We start from the raw sequence: 18,611 nt of genomic DNA, 5'->3' as shown, positions 1-18,611 counted from the left end.
TTAAAGGATGGATATAAAATGAGGGCAGTAGTACAAAGAGTAACTTATTCTAGCGTTGAAGTTGATGGTGTTATTGTAGGTGAAATTAACAAAGGATTTAATGTTCTTTTAGGTATTTCAAAAGAAGATACTGAGGAAGATATGAAGTATATTAAAGATAAAATAATTAATCTAAGAATTTTTAGTGATGAAAATGATAAAATGAATTTATCTTTATTAGATATTCAAGGTGAGTTATTGTTAATATCACAATTTACACTATATGGAGATGCAAGAAAAGGTAGAAGACCTAATTTTATGAATGCTTTAGGTGGCGAAGAAGCTAAAAGCTTTTATGATAAGTTTGTTGAAATAATGAAGGAAACTGGATTAAAAGTTGAAACAGGTATTTTCGGAGCTGACATGAAGGTTGATATTAAAAATGATGGTCCAGTAACTATATTATTAGATAGCAGTAAAAACTTTTAGATAGTTATGAGATAAATTTGTGAGGTGAAAATATGATTATAAAAACGTATCCTATAGGAATTTATGAAGAAAATATTTATGTTTTAATAGATGAAAAATCAAAAGATGCTTGTATTGTAGATCCAGGTGGAAATGGTAATTTATTAATTAAAAATATAGAAGAGTTAGGATGTAATATTAAATATATTTTACTAACTCATGGTCACTTTGATCATGTGGAAGCTTTGAATGAAGTTGTAGAGAAGTTTAAAGCTCCTATATATATGAATGAAAATGAGGTTCATTTTATGAAAACTGATAGAACAGTTTTTGGAAATTTACCAAAAGAATATAACCTTGTAAAAGACGGGGATACTTTATCATTTGGTGATGGTGAAATAAAATGTATTCATACACCAGGTCATACTAAGGGTGGAATGTGCTATCTTTATAAAGATGCTATGTTTACTGGAGATACTTTATTTAAGGGGTCAGTAGGTAGAAGTGATTTTATAGGTGGAGATTTCAATGAATTAATACAATCAATAAAAACAAAATTGATGATTTTAGATAAGGATATAAAAATATATCCTGGACATATGGAATCATCTACTATTGGATATGAAAAACTAAGAAATCCATTCTTACAAGATGAGTTTGAGATTTTTTAATAAAAGGAGAAGTCATGGAAATAAAAATTAAATTAAATGACATGAAATACAGATATGACGTATATCAAATGTTTAATATTTATTTTCCATTAGATGAAATTAAATTTTTAGATGATGGAGATTATATTGTTAATATTTTAGATAATAAAGTAGAGTTTATTAATAATACTTATCATAAAGAAGCTAAAATATCTGAAAATATTAAAGAAGACATTAAAAGATTAGTATTTTCTTCATTAAAAGATATTACAAAAGAAGAATATCCATGGGGAATTTTAGTTGGCATTAGACCATCTAAAATTGCACTTAAATATTTACAAGAAGGAAAAACTGAAGAAGAAATTATAGAAATATTTGACAAAAAGCATTTAGCATCTGAAGAAAAGGCAAAACTTTGTATAGAGATTGCTAAAACAGAAGTAAGCTTTGTAAATAATACTTCTAAAAATATAGCTATTTACATTGGAATGGCATTTTGTCCTACAAGATGTTTTTATTGTTCCTTTGCAGCTAATCCAATAATGGGAAATAAAAAATTAGTTAGTCCATATTTAGAAGCATTAATATATGAAATTAGAGAAATGAAAAAGTATGTTAATGAAAGAAATTTAAATATTGAAACTGTATATTTTGGTGGAGGAACACCTACAGCTGTTAGTAATGAAGAATTTGAAATTGTTATGCAAGAAGCTTATGATGCATTTGTTAAAGGGAAAGACTTAAAGGAATTTACTGTAGAATGTGGAAGACCTGATAGTATAACTAAAGAAAAACTTGAAACAATGAAGAAATTTGATGTAACAAGAATTAGTATAAATCCTCAAAGTATGAATGATAATACTTTAAAAATGATAGGAAGAGGCCATAATTCTTTTGATGTAATAGAGAAATTTAATTTAGCAAGAAGTATGGGCTTTAATGATATTAATATGGATATGATTATAGGTCTTCCTGGTGAAGGAATAAAAGAAGTTCTTCATACAAAGGAAGAAATATTAAAGTTACATCCAGATAGCTTAACTGTTCATGGGTTATCTTTAAAAAGAGCATCAATTCTTTATGAGAATTTTATTCTTAAAAAGGGTATTCAAGTAAAGAAACAAAGCGAATTAGCAGGGATGTATGAAGAAAGCAGAAATTTAGCTAAAGAGTTAGGATTACATCCATATTATATGTATCGTCAAAAAAATATGGTTGGAAATATGGAGAACTTAGGTTATTCTAGAAAAGGTGCAGAATGTATTTATAATATTCAAATGATAGAAGATAAGCAAACTATTATTGCTTTAGGTGCAGATGCTGTTTCTAAAGTTGTTTTCTTAGAAGAAGGAAGAATAGAAAGATTTGCAAATATAAAGGATATTAGAGAATACTGTAGTAGAATAGAAGAAATGGTAGAGGGAAAGAAAAAACTATTAGATACCCTTTACTTAAAAGAGGAGGAATAATTAAATGGAAATGCAAGCTCCAAAGGGAACGAAGGATATGCTACCACAAGATGCTTATAAATGGCATTTTGTTGAACAAACATTTAGAGATGTTGCAAAATATTATGGGATGAGAGAAATTAGGACTCCTATGTTTGAACATACTGAATTATTTGCAAGAGGTGTTGGTGATACAACTGACATAGTTCAAAAAGAAATGTATACTTTCAATGACAAAGGTAATAGAAGTATTACATTAAAGCCAGAAGGAACAGCAGGAGCTGGAAGAGCTTTTATTGAAAGTAGATTATTTAATGAAGCACAACCAACTAAGCTTTATTACATAACTCCATGTTTTAGATATGAAAATGTACAAAAAGGTAGATTTAGACAATTCCATCAATTTGGAACGGAAGTATACGGTTCAAAAGAACCTTCTATGGATGCAGAAGTAATTGCTTTAGCAATGCAAGTTTTAAAAACTTTAGGACTTCAAAGCTTAAGCTTAAATATAAATAATTTAGGATGTCCAAGTTGCAGACCAAATTATAATGAAGCTTTAAAAAATTACTTAAAAGAAAATTATGATAATTTATGTTCTTTATGTCAATCAAGATTTGAAAAAAATCCTATGAGAATTTTAGATTGTAAAGAAAGAAAATGTAATGAAATTACTAAAAATGCTCCTATAATACTTGATTATATGTGTGAAGAGTGCGATACTCATTTTGATGCTGTTAAAAAGTATTTAACTGCTTTAAATATTCCATTCACAGTAGATCCAGGAATAGTGAGAGGATTAGATTATTATACTAAAACAATATTTGAAATCTTAAATGATGAATTTACTGTTTGTGGTGGTGGAAGATATGATAAGCTTATCGAACAATTAGGTGGTCCTGAAATGCCAGCAGTTGGATTTGGTATGGGAATTGAAAGACTTATCATGATATTAGAAAAAGAAGGAATAGAAATTCCAAATGAAAATCTTTTTGATTTATATATTGGAGCTAGAGGAGATGATGCTAAATTTGAAGCAGTTACTTTAGCTAATAAATTAAGAGAAGCTGGAATTAAAACAGAAGTTAATCATATGGGAAGAAGCGTAAAGGCTGAAATGAAATATGCTAATAAGATTGGTGCAGCATTTACAACAATTTTAGGTGATGACGAACTTCAAAATAAATCAATAAAGCTTAAGAGAATGAGCGATGGAGAAGTATTTGAAGTAAGTTTAGATAATATACAAGAAATAGCTAATGCTATTAAATAGTTAGGAGGAAGTTTACCAATGGGTGAGGCTTTAAATGGATTAAAAAGAACCATGATGTGTGGTGAACCTAGAGAAGCAAACGTAGGAGAAAAAATAACTCTTATGGGATGGGTTCAAAGAAATAGAAAACTTGGAGGTCTTCAATTTATAGATCTTAGAGATAGAACAGGAATTATGCAAATAGTTTTTGGTGAAGAGATTAATGCAGAAAGCTTTGAAAAAGCTAAAGCTGTAAGACCAGAATACTGTATTGCTGTAACTGGAGAAGTTGTTTTAAGAGAAGCTCCAAATAATTCAATGGAAACTGGTATGGTAGAATTAAAGTGTGAAAGCATAAAAGTTTTATCAGAATCAGAAACTCCACCAATATACATTAAAGAAGGATTAGATGCTGCTGAAAATATAAGATTAAAATATAGATATTTAGATCTTAGAAGACCAGATATGCAAAAAATCTTTATGATAAGAAATAGAGCTACAAAGGCTGTTAGAGATTACCTTGATAATAATGGATTCTTAGAAATAGAAACTCCTATATTAAATAAGAGTACTCCAGAAGGTGCTAGAGATTACTTAGTTCCATCAAGAAACTATCCTGGAATGTTCTATGCACTTCCACAATCACCACAAATATTTAAACAATTATTAATGGTATCAGGATTTGATAAATACTATCAAGTTGCCAAATGTTTCAGAGATGAAGATTTAAGAGCTAATAGACAACCAGAATTTACTCAAATCGACTTAGAAATGAGCTTTGTAGAGCAAGATGATATTATGGCTTTAAATGAAGGATTAATTGCTCATGTATTTAAAGAAGTTTTAGGTCATGAAGTAAAGCTTCCAATTAAGAGAATGCCATTTAAAGAAGCTATGGAAAAGTACGGTTCTGACAAACCAGATTTAAGATTTGGTATGGAAATTACTAATATTACAGAATGTGTTAAGGATATGGATTTTGTAGTATTTAAATCTGCATTAGAAATCGGTGGAAGCGTAAGAGCGTTATGCTTAAAAGGTGGAGCTGATTTAGGTAGAAAACCACTTGATAAATTAGTTGATTTTGTTAAAGGATACAAAGCAAAAGGTCTTGCTTGGATTCAAATTAAAGAAGATGGTGTTAAATCTTCAATTGCTAAGTTCTTAACTGATGATGTTACAGATAATATAATTAAAACTATGGGAGCTGAAACTGGAGATGCAATACTTATAGTTGCAGATAAAAATTCAGTAGTATTCCAAAGTTTAGGTGCTTTAAGATTAGAGCTTGCTAAGCAATTTGATTTAATTAAAGATAAAAATGAATTTAACTTTACATGGATTACTGAATTCCCATTATTCGAATATAATGAAGAAGAAGATAGATACCATGCAGCTCACCATCCATTTACATCACCAATGGATGAAGATTTAGATATGATTGAAAGCAATCCTGGAGCAGTTAGATCTAAGGCTTATGACTTAGTATTAAATGGTGAAGAATTAGGTGGAGGATCTATAAGAATACATGACTCTGCACTTCAAACAAGAATGTTTAAAGCATTAGGCTTTACTGAAGAGTCAGCACAAGAAAGATTTGGCTTCTTAATAGATGCATTCAAATTTGGACCACCACCACATGGAGGATTAGCATTTGGTTTAGATAGAATGGTAATGTTCTTAGCTGGAACTGAAAATATTAAGGATGTTATTGCATTCCCTAAAAACCAAAATGCTTACTGCTATTTAAGTGAAGCACCAAATGTTGTAGACCAAAAACAAATTGATGAATTAGGATTAGTTGTTAAGACTGAAGATAAAGAATAATATTATTATATAAAGAAGTTAGCAAAAGCTAGCTTCTTTTTTTGAATATTATGGAATGTTTTTAAAGAATATTTGACAGGATAAAAAACCTCATTTTGATTAAAATAATAATGTAAGTACTCTATATATTTTTACTAAGGAGGAGTCACTATGAAAAACAAAATGATGAAAAAAATGAATAGAAAGATGCATAAGGCTAAGATTAAGAATGGCATGTTAGTGGAAATGGCAGAGGATTTGAAAGATTTAATTAAAAATGCAAAAGCGTATAAGAAATTAAAGGGTAAGAAATAAAAAGATTTAATAACATAAAAAATAATCTCAACCAAATATGTTGAGATTATTTTTTTATGTAAAGTTACTTTTGGGCATATTTTTTCATTTCTTTTTTTCGTTTAGCGCTAAGAATTAATCTTGTTAGTGTAGAAACAAATAAGACTCCTAATGCTAAAGTTCCAGCACTTGCTATTGTATTTAATCCTAATTCTAATGATTTAGAGATATTTCCTGAAATTGCTTCTCTCATAGTATAATACATACCACTACCAGGAACTAATGGAATTAATGCACATACTACGAATGTTGTAACTGGTGTTTTGAAAATTCTGGCTAAAACTTCACTATATATGCTAAAAATTATAGATGAAAGAAGTAATGATGATATTTCAGATAACCCCATTTGTAAAGGTAATGAGTAAAAAAACCAACTTATAGCGCCACCAAGTGCTGCAAAGAATATTTTCTTTCCACGTATATTAAAAGCAATACAAAATCCAAATGTAGCAAAAAAAGATACAAGTGTAACTAAAATAATCATTTTAAATACCTCCAAAGTTTGATATCCAGAAGCTTAAGACTGCACCAGTACCCACAGCTATGGATATTGCAACTAAAAATGCTTCAGCAGCTCTAATTATACCTGAAAGTAAATCTCCAGATATAGTATCTCTAATGGCATTTGTTATAGCCAGCCCTGGAACTAACAGCATTATAGCTCCAATAATAGTTTGATTAACTTGACTTGCAATTCCTAGTTTATAAAGAATTATTGCTAAAAGAGCTGCAATTCCACTACATATACTATTTACAAAGAATAAGTTTATACCTATTTCAGACCATTTTACAGTAAGATATTTAATTATTAAACCTATTAAAAATGCTGCAAAAACATCTTTAAGAGTTCCTCCAAATAGAACGGAGAATGAACCAGCACCTAAGGCTGAAAATATTATAATAACAGGAAGTGGATAGATATCCTCCTTATTTATTTTAATTAATTCTTTTTTAAAATCAGTCACAGATAGTTTTTTTGACAATATACTTCTAGATAAATCATTTACTTTATCAATTTTATCTAAATTAACAGTTCTATTAGAAACACGACGTGTCAATGAGTATATTTTACCTTCATGACAAATTGAAGCCATAATTCCTGTTGGGGTAGCAAAACTTTCAGCTTCTTCAGCACCATATATTTTGCAAATACGCCAGATAGTTTCTTCTACTCTATAAGTTTCGCCACCATTTTCCAAAATCATTTGTCCGGCAATCATTGCAACTTGAAGTATTTCATTCATAATACAAAACTCCTATATTTTTTTAATTTTTTATGTATTATACCATAACATATAAGAAAAATGTATATTTATATTAAAAAGTAGTTGAATTAATTAGAGTTTATATTTATAATTTTATAAAAAGATAATTGGGGTGATTAAATGAATTTTAAAAATTTAAATATTGAGGACAAAGAAATTTGTGACTTAATGGAAAAAGAATTAAAAAGACAAAGAGAAGGGATAGAGCTTATTGCATCTGAGAATTTTGCATCAGAAGCTGTAATGGAAGCTATGGGTTCTCATTTAACTAATAAGTATGCAGAAGGATATCCAAGTAAGCGTTATTATGGAGGCTGTGAAATAGTTGACGAGGTTGAAGAAATAGCTAGAAATAGAGCTAAGGAGCTTTTTGGGGCTGAACATGTTAATGTACAACCACATTCAGGATCACAAGCAAATATGGCTGTGTACTTTACAATATTAGAACCTGGAGATACAGTGCTTGGAATGGACTTAAGTCATGGTGGTCACTTAACTCATGGTTCACCAGTAAATTTCTCAGGAAAATTATTTAATTTTGTTTCATATGGAGTTGATAGTGAAACTGAAACAATTAATTATGAAAAGGTAAGAGAGCTTGCATTAAAGCATAAACCTAAATTAATAGTTGCAGGGGCTAGTGCATATTCAAGAATTATAGATTTTGAAAAATTTAAGGAAATTTGCGATGAAGTTGGAGCATATTTCATGGTTGATATGGCACATATAGCTGGATTAGTAGCTGCAGGTGAGCATCCTTCACCAGTACCATATGCTGATTTTGTAACTTCTACAACACATAAAACTTTAAGAGGACCAAGAGGTGGATTAATTCTTTGTAAAGAAAAATATGCTAAAGCATTAGATAAGAATATATTCCCAGGAATGCAAGGTGGACCTCTTATGCATGTAATTGCTGCTAAAGCTGTATGCTTTAAAGAAGCATTAGAGCCTAATTTTAAGACATATATGAAAAATGTAGTTTTAAATTGTAAGGTTTTAGGAGAAGAGTTAGTTAAGTATGGATTTAAATTAGTTTCTAATGGAACAGATAATCATTTAATTCTTGTAGATTTAACTAATAAAGATATCACAGGTAAAGAAGCAGAAAATCTTTTAGATTCTATTGGAATTACTGTTAATAAAAACACAGTTCCAAATGAAACAAGAAGTCCTTTTGTTACATCAGGAGTAAGAATAGGAACTGCTGCAGTTACTACAAGAGGCTTTGATACAGAAGCAATGAAGGAAATAGCAACAATAATAAATGATGTTATAGAAAATAGAAATAGTGATTTAAATGGACTAAGAGAAAGGGTAAAAACACTTTGTGCTAAATATCCTTTATATAGATAAGATTATTTGTTAAATAATCGAATAATATTGTGAAGAAAAATGAAGGCTAAGGGCGTAACGGCCAAGTTAAAGTAATTAATATAGCTTTAGCTAATTAATCACAGGTAAGTATTTGCTAAAGTAAAGGGTAAAAAGCTAAGGAGGAAATTACTTCATAATTTTTTTGAGTATATATTTTGTAAACTTCCTAAGAAGTTTCTTACTTAACTAGCCGTAAGGCTCTTACCATTGACGTAGTCAATTTTTAACCTTTTTAAACTAGAGAAGCAATGTTCAAAAAACTTAACTGGCCAAAGGCCCTTAACTATAAATTACTTCGCAATTTAGTTAAATTATTAAATAGTAATTTAACTAAACATTTAAGTTTTAACTTTAATGAAGAATCTTTGGAGGAAAAGAATGAAATTAATATCATGGAATGTAAACGGAATAAGAGCTTGTGTACAAAAAGGTTTTGTTGATTTTTTCAATGAAGTTGATGCAGATATTTTTTGTATACAAGAAAGTAAACTACAAGAAGGACAAATAAATCTTGAACTTGAAGGATATCATCAATATTGGAATTATGCTGAAAAGAAAGGATATAGCGGTACGGCTATATTCACAAAGAAAGAGCCATTATCAGTTAGATATGGATTAGGAATTGAAGAGCATGATAAAGAAGGAAGAGTAATTACATTAGAATTTGAAGATTTTTTTATGATTACAGTTTATACACCTAATTCACAAAATGAGCTTGCAAGATTAGATTATAGAATGAAATGGGAAGATGACTTTAAATGTTATTTAAAAGCATTAGAAGAAAGTAAGCCTGTAATAGTTTGTGGAGATTTAAATGTTGCACATAAAGAAATAGACTTAAAGAATCCTAAAACTAATAGAAAAAATGCAGGATTTACTGATGAAGAAAGAGAAAAGTTTACTGCTTTATTAGAAGACGGGTTTATAGATACCTTTAGATATTTTTATCCTGATTTAAAGGATATATATTCTTGGTGGTCATATAGATTTAATGCAAGAAAGAATAATGCAGGATGGAGAATAGACTATTTTATAGTATCAGAAAATTTAAAAGATAGATTAGAAGATGCTAAAATACATACTGAAATTTTAGGTTCAGATCATTGTCCTGTTGAATTAATTTTAAAATAAAAAATGGTGATAAGTTAAAATAAAGGTTATTTAACTTGTCACCATTTTATTTTTAATATCAGAAAGTATTTCTTCTATAAAATCCTTAATTTGAAAATTTCTTGTACCGGGTATATATATATCATATTTTTGTAGTGGAAGTATATATTTAGTGCAGTCCATATTTATAATTGATTTGCATATACTAGGGCATAACTCCATATCCTTTTCACCATTGCATAATATACCAATAGGAGCAATGATACAATCTACTTTGTTTTTTTTACAAAAAGAACTAATAGCCTTTTCACCACTTACACCAACATGAGCTCCAGCCTTAACCATTTTTGAAGTTGCAAATGTATTAGTACCAAGTGCAATTATATTAATATCATTAGATAAATCTTTTTTTAATCTTTTAATGATGTTTTGACCAAGACCAGCTCCGTTAGTATCAAAAATAGCTATAATCATTACACTTCCTCCATGAAGATGTTTTATATGAAAAATATTCCTTTTTAGAATAATATTGTTTTAATAATGGTAAAATATATAATAATAATATATAATATTATTTAAATAAAGTAAATTATTACAATAAAATTATTATTAACTATTAAGGAGAAATTTATGAATATAAAGGTGATAAAACAAGAAATTGATTATAGAGATGAATGTGGTAATGAAATAAAGGAAATACTAAAAGAAAAGAATATATTTTTAATAAATGTAATGGGATCTCCTGGAACAGGAAAAACAACGTTAATAATTGAATTAATAAAAGCTTTGAAAGAAAAATATAATATAGCTGTTATTGAAGGCGATATTGCCGGCCAAGTAGATGCTGAAAAAATTGATAAGTTAGGTATTGCAGTAGTACAATTAAATTTAAATGGAGCATGTCACATAGCACCATTATCTATTAAAGAAATATTAGGATATTTTGATTTAGATGAAATAGATATTATTTTTGTTGAAAACATAGGTAATTTAATTTGTCCTGCAGAATTTGATATTGGAGAAAATTTAAAAATAGCAATATTAAGTATTCCAGAAGGTGATGATAAAGTTGAAAAGTATCCATTATTATTTGCAGAAAGTAATATACTTGTATTAAATAAATACGATATGATGGAACATTTTGATTTTAATGAAAATAAAGTAGAAAAAGATACAAGAAGTATTAATAGTGATTGCAGTATATTTAAAGTTTCTAGTAGAACAGGAAGAGAAATTGATTCATTAGTTAAACACATAGAAGATAAAATGAAAGAAAAATAGATTGACAATAAATGGTTAAAGGGGTAATATATATAATGTAAGTCACGAAGGCTTATATTCAGTAAATTAAACTTAATATGATAGTATTTATAATAACCACGAAGGTTAACGATAAAAATTCGTTATCTTTTTTCGTGGTTTTTTTGTTTAGTAATTAAAGGAGATAGAAATGATTAAAATTATATTGAAAAAATTTTTACAGTGTTTAATTGCGGTATTCTTGCTATCAATAGTTGTATTTTATATGGCAAGATTATCTCCAGGAGATCCTCTTGAAGCTTATTATGGAAATGCTATTGAAAGAATGAATAAGGAGCAAAAAGAAAGTGCTATGGAGAAATTAGGACTTAATTCCCCTATTCATGTTCAGTATGGTAAGTGGATAAAAGGAATAACAAAAGGTGATTTTGGAATTTCATATAAATATAAAAGAGATGTAAAGGCAGTTATTGGAGATGTATGTTTAAATACAATTATTTTAGGAGGAATTGCATATATTTCTACTTTTTTATTAGCATTACTTTTAGGAATATATTGTGCTTTACATGAAGATAGAATACTAGATAGGATAATAATTACTATTGGTAATATAACATCCTGTATACCGTCATTTTGGATATCATTAATACTTATTTTAATTTTCGGAGTAAACTTAGCTATTTTACCAACTAGCGGGGCATATTCAATTGGAATGTCAGATAATATAGGTGATAGAATTATACACTTAATTTTACCTTTAATAGTATTAATATTAGGACATTTATGGTATTACGCTTATATGGTAAGAAACAAAATATTAGAGGAAATGAGAGAAGATTATGTATTGCTTGCAAAAGTTAAAGGCTTAAATAAGAGTCAAATTATTTATAGGCATTGCTTAAGAAATATTGCACCATCTTTTATAACTATAATGGCAGTTTCTGTTCCACATATATTAGCAGGGACTTATGTTGTTGAAAAGGTATTTTCCTATCCTGGAATAGGGACCTTAATTTTTGAAAGTGCAAAATATCATGATTATAATATGCTTATGATATTAACTCTTATTACAGGAATATTAGTATTAGTTTCAAATATGGTAGCTCAAATAATCAATACTAAGATAGATCCAAGAATGAAGTATGAAAGGGGTGAGATATTTGAACCTTGATATTAATAACTTTGAAATTGTTAAAGATAAGGAGAGTTTTATAGAACATAAAGATATTAAAAAGAATTTTAAATTACCAAAAAAATTCCCTATTATGTCTATGGTAGTATTAACAATAATAATTTTAGGATGTTTATTTTCAAATATTATAATGACTCATAATCCTAAATTTATAGATTTAGCAAATTCAAATGTTTCACCAAATAGCATTTTTTATTTTGGGACGGATTCAATGGGAAGAGATATTTTTTCAGATATATGGTATGGTGGAAGAATTTCTTTATTTATAGGTATATTTTCAACAATAATATCAACAACTTTTGCAATTGTATATGGAAGTATTAGTGGAATGGCACCAGAGTGGATTGATGATTTAATGATGAAGGCAACTGAAATATTACTTAGCATACCATCAATATTAATAATAATTTTTGTTCAAGCAATTATAGGTGGAAGTAATCCAGTTTCAATATCAATAGTAATTGGTTTAGTAAGTTGGATGAGTATATCAAAGATAGTAAGAAGTGAAGTAAGGCAAATAAGAAATAGCGAGTATATATTGGCTGCAAAAATAATGGGAGGAAAATTTTTTTATATAGTAAAACAACATTTAGTACCTAATTTTATATCTTCAATAATGTTTATGGTAGTTAGTAATATAGGTTCTGCCATTGCAACAGAATCAACATTAAGCTTTTTAGGAATTGGATTACCTATTGAGATAATATCTTGGGGTAGTATGCTTTCATTAGCTCAAGATGCATTACTATCTAATTATTGGTGGATAATTTTAATTCCAGGTTTATTCTTAGTAGTAACACTTGTTTCTATTGCTAATATAGGTAATTATTTAAGAAGAAAAAATATTAAAAAATATAATAACTTATAAAAATGGAGGGGTATCATGAAATTTAGAGGGGTAAAAGCAATAATATTATCATTAGGATTAGCATTGCTTGTTGGATGTGGAACTAATTCAAAGGTGGAGGATAAATCTACAGGAAGTGAGAATATTACGGCAGAAAAAAGTGATGAAAAAGTATTAGTTTATGGAAGTGGCGATTATACAAGTATTAATCCAGCATTATATGAGCATGGAGAAATAAACTCACTTTTATTTAATGGACTTACAGCCCATGATAAAGATAACAATATTGAACCAGCGCTTGCAGAACGTTGGGAATATGATAAAGATAACTTAACTTATACATTTTATCTAAGAAAAGATATAAAGTGGCATGATGGAGAACCTTTTACAGCAGAAGATGTTAAGTATACTTATGAAGTTATAAAAGATCCAGAAATAGGTTCAGAAATAGCAACAAATTATGAAGATATAAAAGACATAGAAATAGTAGATGATTATGTAGTAAAAATTATTCTGAAAAATGAAAATGTTGCATTATTAGATTATTTAACTGTAGGTGTTATACCAAAACATATATTAGATGGTCAAGATATTACAACTAGTGATTTTAATAGAAATCCAATAGGAACTGGTCCATATAAGTTGAGTGCATGGGATGAAGGGCAAAGTATTACCCTTGTAAAAAATGAAGAGTATTTTAGAAATAATCCTAAAATAGATAAGATAATATTTAAAATTGTTGATGATTCAAAGGCAAGAGTAATACAACTTAAAAGTGGAGAATTAGATTTAGCTCAAGTTACTCCAAAAGATATAGAAACTTTTAAAAATAATGATAATTATGTAGTAGATATAATGAAGACTGCTGATTATAGAGGTATAATGTATAATTTTAATAATCCGCTTTTTGCAGAAAATAGAGAATTACCTAACGCATTAAGTTATGCAATTAATAGACAGGCAATGGTAGATAGTATTTTATTAGGATATGGGGAAGTTGCTTATTCACCAATTCAAATGGGCGATTATAATAATCCAGATATTGAAAAGTTTGATTATAACCCAGATAAGACTAAGGAGTTATTAGAAGAGGCAGGTTGGATTCTTGGTAGTGATGGTATATATGAAAAGAATGGTACAAAGTTAAGTTTTGAAATAGTTTGTAGTGAGGGAGATCAGGTTAGAATTGATATGGCAAACTTTGCAGCACAAGAGCTTAAGGCAGTTGGAGCAGATGTTAAGGTAGCTGTTAATTCTAAAATAGACTGGGAAAACCAAGATACATTCTTAATTGGATGGGGAAGTCCATTTGATCCGGATGACCATACTTATAAGGTTTTTTCTACTAATGGTGGTGCTAATTATAATGCATACTCTAATAGTAAAATAGATGAATTATTAATTAAAGCAAGAGAAACTGATGTGTATGAAGAAAGATTAAATTATTATAAAGAATTTCAAGAGGAAATGACAAAGGATATGCCTTATACATTTTTTGCATATATAGATTCAGTTTATGTAGCAAATAGTAATTTAAAAGGAATAACTAGAGAGACAGTTCTAGGGCATCATGGGGTAGGAATATTCTGGAATGTTGAAGAGTGGGATTTAGAGTAGATTTTAAAGGGTATATAGACGTAATAATATTATTACAGGAGAAAATTTAAAATGAATAAATTATTAGAAGTGAAGGATTTAGAAGTTAATTTTAAAACAGATTATGGTGAAGTAAAAGCTATAAGAAAAGTATCTTTTGATTTATATAATGGTGAAATTTTAGCTATAGTAGGAGAATCAGGATGTGGTAAGTCTATGCTATGTAGAAGTATACTAAAATTATTGCCTACAAATGGATATATAAAAGGTGGAGAAGTAAATTTAGAGGGAAAAAATTTAATTAATATCAAAGAAAAAGATATGACTAAGGTTAGGGGAAAGGATATTTCAATGATATTTCAAGACCCTATGACTTCATTAAATCCAACTATTTCTGTAGGTAAACAAATAGTAGAAGTTTTAAAAATTCATAATAATATAGGTAAAGCTGAAGCAAAAAAGAGAGCTATAGAATTAATGGAGTTAGTTGGTATAGATAATGCAGAATATAGATATAATCAATATCCATATCATTTTTCAGGTGGAATGAGACAAAGAATTGTAATTGCTATAAGTTTAGCATGTAATCCCAAATTATTAATAGCTGATGAACCTACAACAGCATTAGATGTTAGAGTTCAACGTCAAATTTTAGATTTATTAAAGTCAATTCAAAGAAAAACTAATATATCAATAATTTTTATTACTCATGATTTTGGAGTTGTTTCAGAAATTGCTGATAGAATAGCTGTAATGTATGCTGGAAAAATAGTTGAAATAGGTAAGAAGGAAGAGATATTTTTAAATCCAATACATCCATATACAATAGGGCTTATGTCATGTTTACCAATATTAAACAATAATAAAGAATATTTAGAAACTATTGAAGGAATGCCCCCTAATCTTTTAAATCCTCCTAAGGGAGATGCTTTTGCAATAAGAAATAAGAAGCCTTTAATTATAGATTTTTTAGAGGAACCACCGATGTTTAAAGTGAGTGAAAGTCATTATGCAGCAACATGGTTACTTCATCCAAAAGCAAGTAAAATTAGAGAAGAAATTAAGATTAATGAGGAGCAGGCTAATTAGTAATGAATAAAGAAAAAATATTGGAGATAAAAAATCTTAAACAATACTTTAGATTAAATAAGAATAAGGTAATAAAAGCTTTAGATGGTATTTCTTTAGATGTATATAAAGGTGAAGTATTAGGATTAGTTGGTGAATCTGGATCTGGTAAATCTACTTTAGGAAAAAGTATTGTTGGAATTAATAAAATTACAGATGGTGAAATTATTTATGATGGTATTAATATAAGTAAAAATAATAAATTGAGAAAAAAACTAATAAGTAATAGTGTGCAATTTATATTTCAAGATTCAACCTCATCATTAAATTCAAGAATGACTATAGGAAATATAATTTCAGAGCCTTTAAAAATAAAAAAAATATATAAAAATAAAAGTGAACAAAATGAAAAAGTTTATGAAATGATGAAGTTAGTGGGTTTAAATAAAGAATTTATAGATAAATATCCATATGATTTTTCAGGTGGACAAAGACAGAGAGTAGCTATAGCAAGAGCACTTTCTGTTAATCCTAAATTTATTATTGCAGATGAGCCAATAGCTTCCCTTGATGTATCTATGCAAGCACAAATAATTAATCTATTTAAAATGTTAAAAAATAATGGAGAATTAACATGTTTATTTATTTCACATGATTTATCAATGGTTAGATATATTAGTGATAGAATAGCAGTAATATATAAAGGAAAGATAGTAGAACTTGCAGAAACAGAAGAACTTTGTAATAATCCTATTCATCCTTATACAAAGTCACTATTAGAAGCAATTTTAGTACCAACTTTAAAATCTAATGATTTAGAAATGGTATCAGATTATAAGTATGAAGATGAAGAATATTTAGGAAAAGAAATGAAATGGAAAGAAATTAAAAAAGGACATTTTGTTTATGGGTTAGATTAGAATACTATAATGTAATAATATTATTTTGACTTCTCTAGGGCTATTTAAATTAGTAGTTGTAGAGAAGTTTTTAATTTTGTTTTAAAATAAGTGAATACTCAAATAAATTTTAGTCAATACTATAATTAGTTTTTAAAAAATAAAACTAATTATAGTATTTTTTGATTTATTATATTAGATTTCACCATAATATAAGTTATGAACTCTAATATTTATAGTTTATATAATTTTAAAATTATATAAGTCACGAGGGCTTATATTTAGTAATAAAATAATAAAATGTAATTATATTAACCACGAAGGTTAACGAAGAAAGTTTTTTCGTTATCTTTTTCGTGGTTTTTATTTTTAAATTATTTGGAGGGACATTTATGAAGTTAAAAGGATTAGTGAGTATTATATTAATTATTACTTTAATGGTGAGTATAGGCTGTAAAGGTGAAGAAAATGTAAAAAATGAAAATGTATTAGTATATGGAAGCAATGATTATACAAGTATAAATCCAGCTTTGTATGAGCATGGAGAAATTAATTTATTATTGTTTAATGGATTAACATCTCATGATAAAGATAATAATATAGTACCTTCTTTAGCAGAAAAATGGGAATATGATAAAGAAAATTTAACATATACATTTTATTTAAGGAATGATGTTAAATGGCATGATGGAAAAGCATTTACATCAGAAGATGTGAAATTTACTTATGAGACTATCTTAAATCCAGAGGTAGGATCAGAAATAGTATCTAATTATATAGATATAGATGAAATCCAAATAATTGATAACAATACTTTAAAAATTGTTTTAAAAAATGAAAATGTTGCTTTATTAGATTACTTAACGGTAGGAATATTACCTAAGCATATTTGGGAAGGTCAAGATATTACTACTTCTGAATTTAATAGAAATCCTATAGGTACTGGGCCATATAAGTTTAGCAATTGGGATGAAGGTCAAAGTATAACACTTATAAAAAATGAGGAATATTTCAAAAGTGACCCTAAGATAGATAAAATAATTTTTAAGATAGTGGATGATACAAAAGCTAGAGTAGTTCAATTAAAAAGTGGGGAATTAGATTTAGCACAAGTTACACCAAAAGATATTGATACATTTAAAGGAAATAATGAATTTGTAATAGATGTTATGAAGACTTCTGATTATCGAGGAATAATGTACAATTTTAATTATCCATTATTTAAAGAAAATAGAGAGTTACCAAATGCTTTAAGTTATGCAGTAAATAGAAAGGAAATAGTAGATAACATTTTATTAGGATATGGTGAAGTTGCATATTCACCTCTACAAATGGGAAAATACAATAATCCTGATATAGAAAAATTCGACTATAATCCTAATAAGACTAAAGAGTTATTAGAAGATGCAGGATGGAAAATTGGTAATGATGGAATATATGAAAAAGATGGAACAAAATTAAGTTTTGAATTAGTTTCTATGGAGGGTGACCAAGAAAGATTAGATATTTCAAATTTTTTATCACAAGAGTTAAAAAAGGTTGGAGTTGATGTGAAAGTTGTTGTAAATGCAAATATTGATTGGAAAAATCAAGGGGCCTTTTTAGTAGGATGGGGAAGTCCATTTGATCCTGATAATCATACATATAAAGTATTTACAACCAATGGTGGTGATAATTTTAATGCATATTCAAATAGTAAAATAGATAAATTACTTACTGAAGCAAGGCATATAGATGTATTTGAAGAAAGATTGAAATACTATAAAGAATTTCAAGAAGAAATGACAAAAGATATGCCATATACATTCTTAGCATATATAGATGCAATTTATATAGCTAAGAGTAATATAAAAGGAATATCAACAGAAACAATATTAGGGCACCATGGCGTAGGGATATTTTGGAATGTAGAAGAATGGGAATTAGAATAAATTTAAAAATAAAAAATTAAAATGTTAAATGCAAAATTTTAAAATAAATATAATAACTAAGCCAAGGGAAATATTCATAATTTTAATAGAAAAATAAATTTATGAATAT

At 27.8% G+C, this 18,611-nt stretch carries 18 protein-coding genes; 15 read left to right on the top strand and 3 right to left on the bottom strand.

The genetic code is table 11. The annotated features are described in order from the left end of the window. Positions 1-18: 18 nt before the first annotated feature. The 6 genes from dtd (at position 19) to HCG76_RS05840 (ending at position 5,918) form a co-directional block, all read left to right on the top strand. Positions 19-468, top strand: a complete 450-nt coding sequence (gene dtd / locus HCG76_RS05865) for a D-aminoacyl-tRNA deacylase (protein WP_221699312.1) — start codon at positions 19-21, stop codon at positions 466-468. A 32-nt stretch (positions 469-500) separates the two neighbouring features. Continuing rightward, the gene (locus tag HCG76_RS05860; protein ID WP_221699306.1) at positions 501-1,118 is read left to right on the top strand and encodes an MBL fold metallo-hydrolase; all 618 of its coding nucleotides are present in this window, start codon (positions 501-503) and stop codon (positions 1,116-1,118) included. A gap of 14 nt (positions 1,119-1,132) precedes the next feature. After that, on the top strand, positions 1,133-2,566 hold the full coding sequence (locus tag HCG76_RS05855; protein ID WP_221699305.1) for a coproporphyrinogen III oxidase: 1,434 nt from the start codon (positions 1,133-1,135) through the stop codon (positions 2,564-2,566). Between the two features lie 4 nt (positions 2,567-2,570). Beyond that, positions 2,571-3,818: a histidine--tRNA ligase gene (gene hisS, locus HCG76_RS05850; RefSeq protein WP_221699304.1), complete on the top strand. Its 1,248-nt coding sequence runs from the start codon at positions 2,571-2,573 to the stop codon at positions 3,816-3,818. Positions 3,819-3,836: 18 nt separating this feature from the next. Further along, complete coding sequence (gene aspS, locus HCG76_RS05845; RefSeq protein ID WP_221699303.1) at positions 3,837-5,624, top strand: aspartate--tRNA ligase; 1,788 nt, start codon at positions 3,837-3,839, stop codon at positions 5,622-5,624. A 150-nt stretch (positions 5,625-5,774) separates the two neighbouring features. After that, positions 5,775-5,918, top strand: a complete 144-nt coding sequence (locus HCG76_RS05840) for a hypothetical protein (RefSeq protein ID WP_221699350.1) — start codon at positions 5,775-5,777, stop codon at positions 5,916-5,918. 64 nt (positions 5,919-5,982) lie between these two features. On the opposite strand, the gene HCG76_RS05835 is transcribed toward HCG76_RS05840, so the two are convergent. Further along, positions 5,983-6,441 (bottom strand): threonine/serine exporter family protein, encoded by a 459-nt coding sequence (locus tag HCG76_RS05835; RefSeq protein ID WP_221699302.1) that lies wholly within the window; start codon positions 6,439-6,441, stop codon positions 5,983-5,985. Between the two features lies 1 nt (position 6,442). After that, positions 6,443-7,201, bottom strand: coding sequence for a threonine/serine exporter family protein (locus tag HCG76_RS05830; RefSeq protein ID WP_221699301.1), 759 nt, complete (start codon positions 7,199-7,201; stop codon positions 6,443-6,445). Between the two features lie 141 nt (positions 7,202-7,342). Here HCG76_RS05830 and glyA point away from each other — a divergent pair, with 141 nt between their 5' ends. Together glyA and xth are read left to right on the top strand one after the other, a co-directional pair. Then, the gene (gene glyA, locus HCG76_RS05825; RefSeq protein WP_221699300.1) at positions 7,343-8,578 is read left to right on the top strand and encodes a serine hydroxymethyltransferase; all 1,236 of its coding nucleotides are present in this window, start codon (positions 7,343-7,345) and stop codon (positions 8,576-8,578) included. A 399-nt stretch (positions 8,579-8,977) separates the two neighbouring features. Next, positions 8,978-9,730 carry an exodeoxyribonuclease III gene (xth, locus tag HCG76_RS05820; protein ID WP_221699299.1) on the top strand — a complete coding sequence of 251 codons (753 nt, stop codon included), beginning with the start codon at positions 8,978-8,980 and terminating at the stop codon, positions 9,728-9,730. A 30-nt stretch (positions 9,731-9,760) separates the two neighbouring features. On the opposite strand, the gene HCG76_RS05815 is transcribed toward xth, so the two are convergent. After that, positions 9,761-10,183: a DUF3842 family protein gene (locus HCG76_RS05815; protein WP_221699297.1), complete on the bottom strand. Its 423-nt coding sequence runs from the start codon at positions 10,181-10,183 to the stop codon at positions 9,761-9,763. Positions 10,184-10,339: 156 nt separating this feature from the next. Between HCG76_RS05815 and hypB the strand changes: the two genes are divergently transcribed. The 7 genes from hypB to HCG76_RS05780 all read left to right on the top strand — a co-directional run bounded on the left by hypB (position 10,340) and on the right by HCG76_RS05780 (position 18,502). Beyond that, positions 10,340-10,990 carry a hydrogenase nickel incorporation protein HypB gene (hypB, locus tag HCG76_RS05810; protein WP_221699296.1) on the top strand — a complete coding sequence of 217 codons (651 nt, stop codon included), beginning with the start codon at positions 10,340-10,342 and terminating at the stop codon, positions 10,988-10,990. A 169-nt stretch (positions 10,991-11,159) separates the two neighbouring features. Continuing rightward, complete coding sequence (locus tag HCG76_RS05805; RefSeq protein ID WP_221699295.1) at positions 11,160-12,140, top strand: ABC transporter permease; 981 nt, start codon at positions 11,160-11,162, stop codon at positions 12,138-12,140. After that, positions 12,121-13,029, top strand: coding sequence for an ABC transporter permease (locus HCG76_RS05800; RefSeq protein WP_370778443.1), 909 nt, complete (start codon positions 12,121-12,123; stop codon positions 13,027-13,029). The genes HCG76_RS05805 and HCG76_RS05800 overlap by 20 nt, the downstream gene beginning before the upstream one ends. A gap of 15 nt (positions 13,030-13,044) precedes the next feature. Continuing rightward, positions 13,045-14,625: an ABC transporter substrate-binding protein gene (locus HCG76_RS05795; protein ID WP_221699293.1), complete on the top strand. Its 1,581-nt coding sequence runs from the start codon at positions 13,045-13,047 to the stop codon at positions 14,623-14,625. Positions 14,626-14,676: 51 nt separating this feature from the next. Then, positions 14,677-15,693 carry an ABC transporter ATP-binding protein gene (locus HCG76_RS05790; protein ID WP_221699292.1) on the top strand — a complete coding sequence of 339 codons (1,017 nt, stop codon included), beginning with the start codon at positions 14,677-14,679 and terminating at the stop codon, positions 15,691-15,693. Positions 15,694-15,695: 2 nt separating this feature from the next. Further along, positions 15,696-16,592: an ATP-binding cassette domain-containing protein gene (locus tag HCG76_RS05785; RefSeq protein ID WP_221699290.1), complete on the top strand. Its 897-nt coding sequence runs from the start codon at positions 15,696-15,698 to the stop codon at positions 16,590-16,592. Positions 16,593-16,963: 371 nt separating this feature from the next. Next, positions 16,964-18,502: an ABC transporter substrate-binding protein gene (locus tag HCG76_RS05780; RefSeq protein WP_221699289.1), complete on the top strand. Its 1,539-nt coding sequence runs from the start codon at positions 16,964-16,966 to the stop codon at positions 18,500-18,502. Positions 18,503-18,611: the final 109 nt, after the last annotated feature.

It is taken from the genome of Clostridium sp. K13 (genome assembly GCF_019734195.1).
Lineage (GTDB): Bacteria > Bacillota > Clostridia > Clostridiales > Clostridiaceae > Clostridium.
Note: the sequence above shows the minus strand (reverse complement) of the source record. Positions and strands in the feature narration are given on the sequence as shown.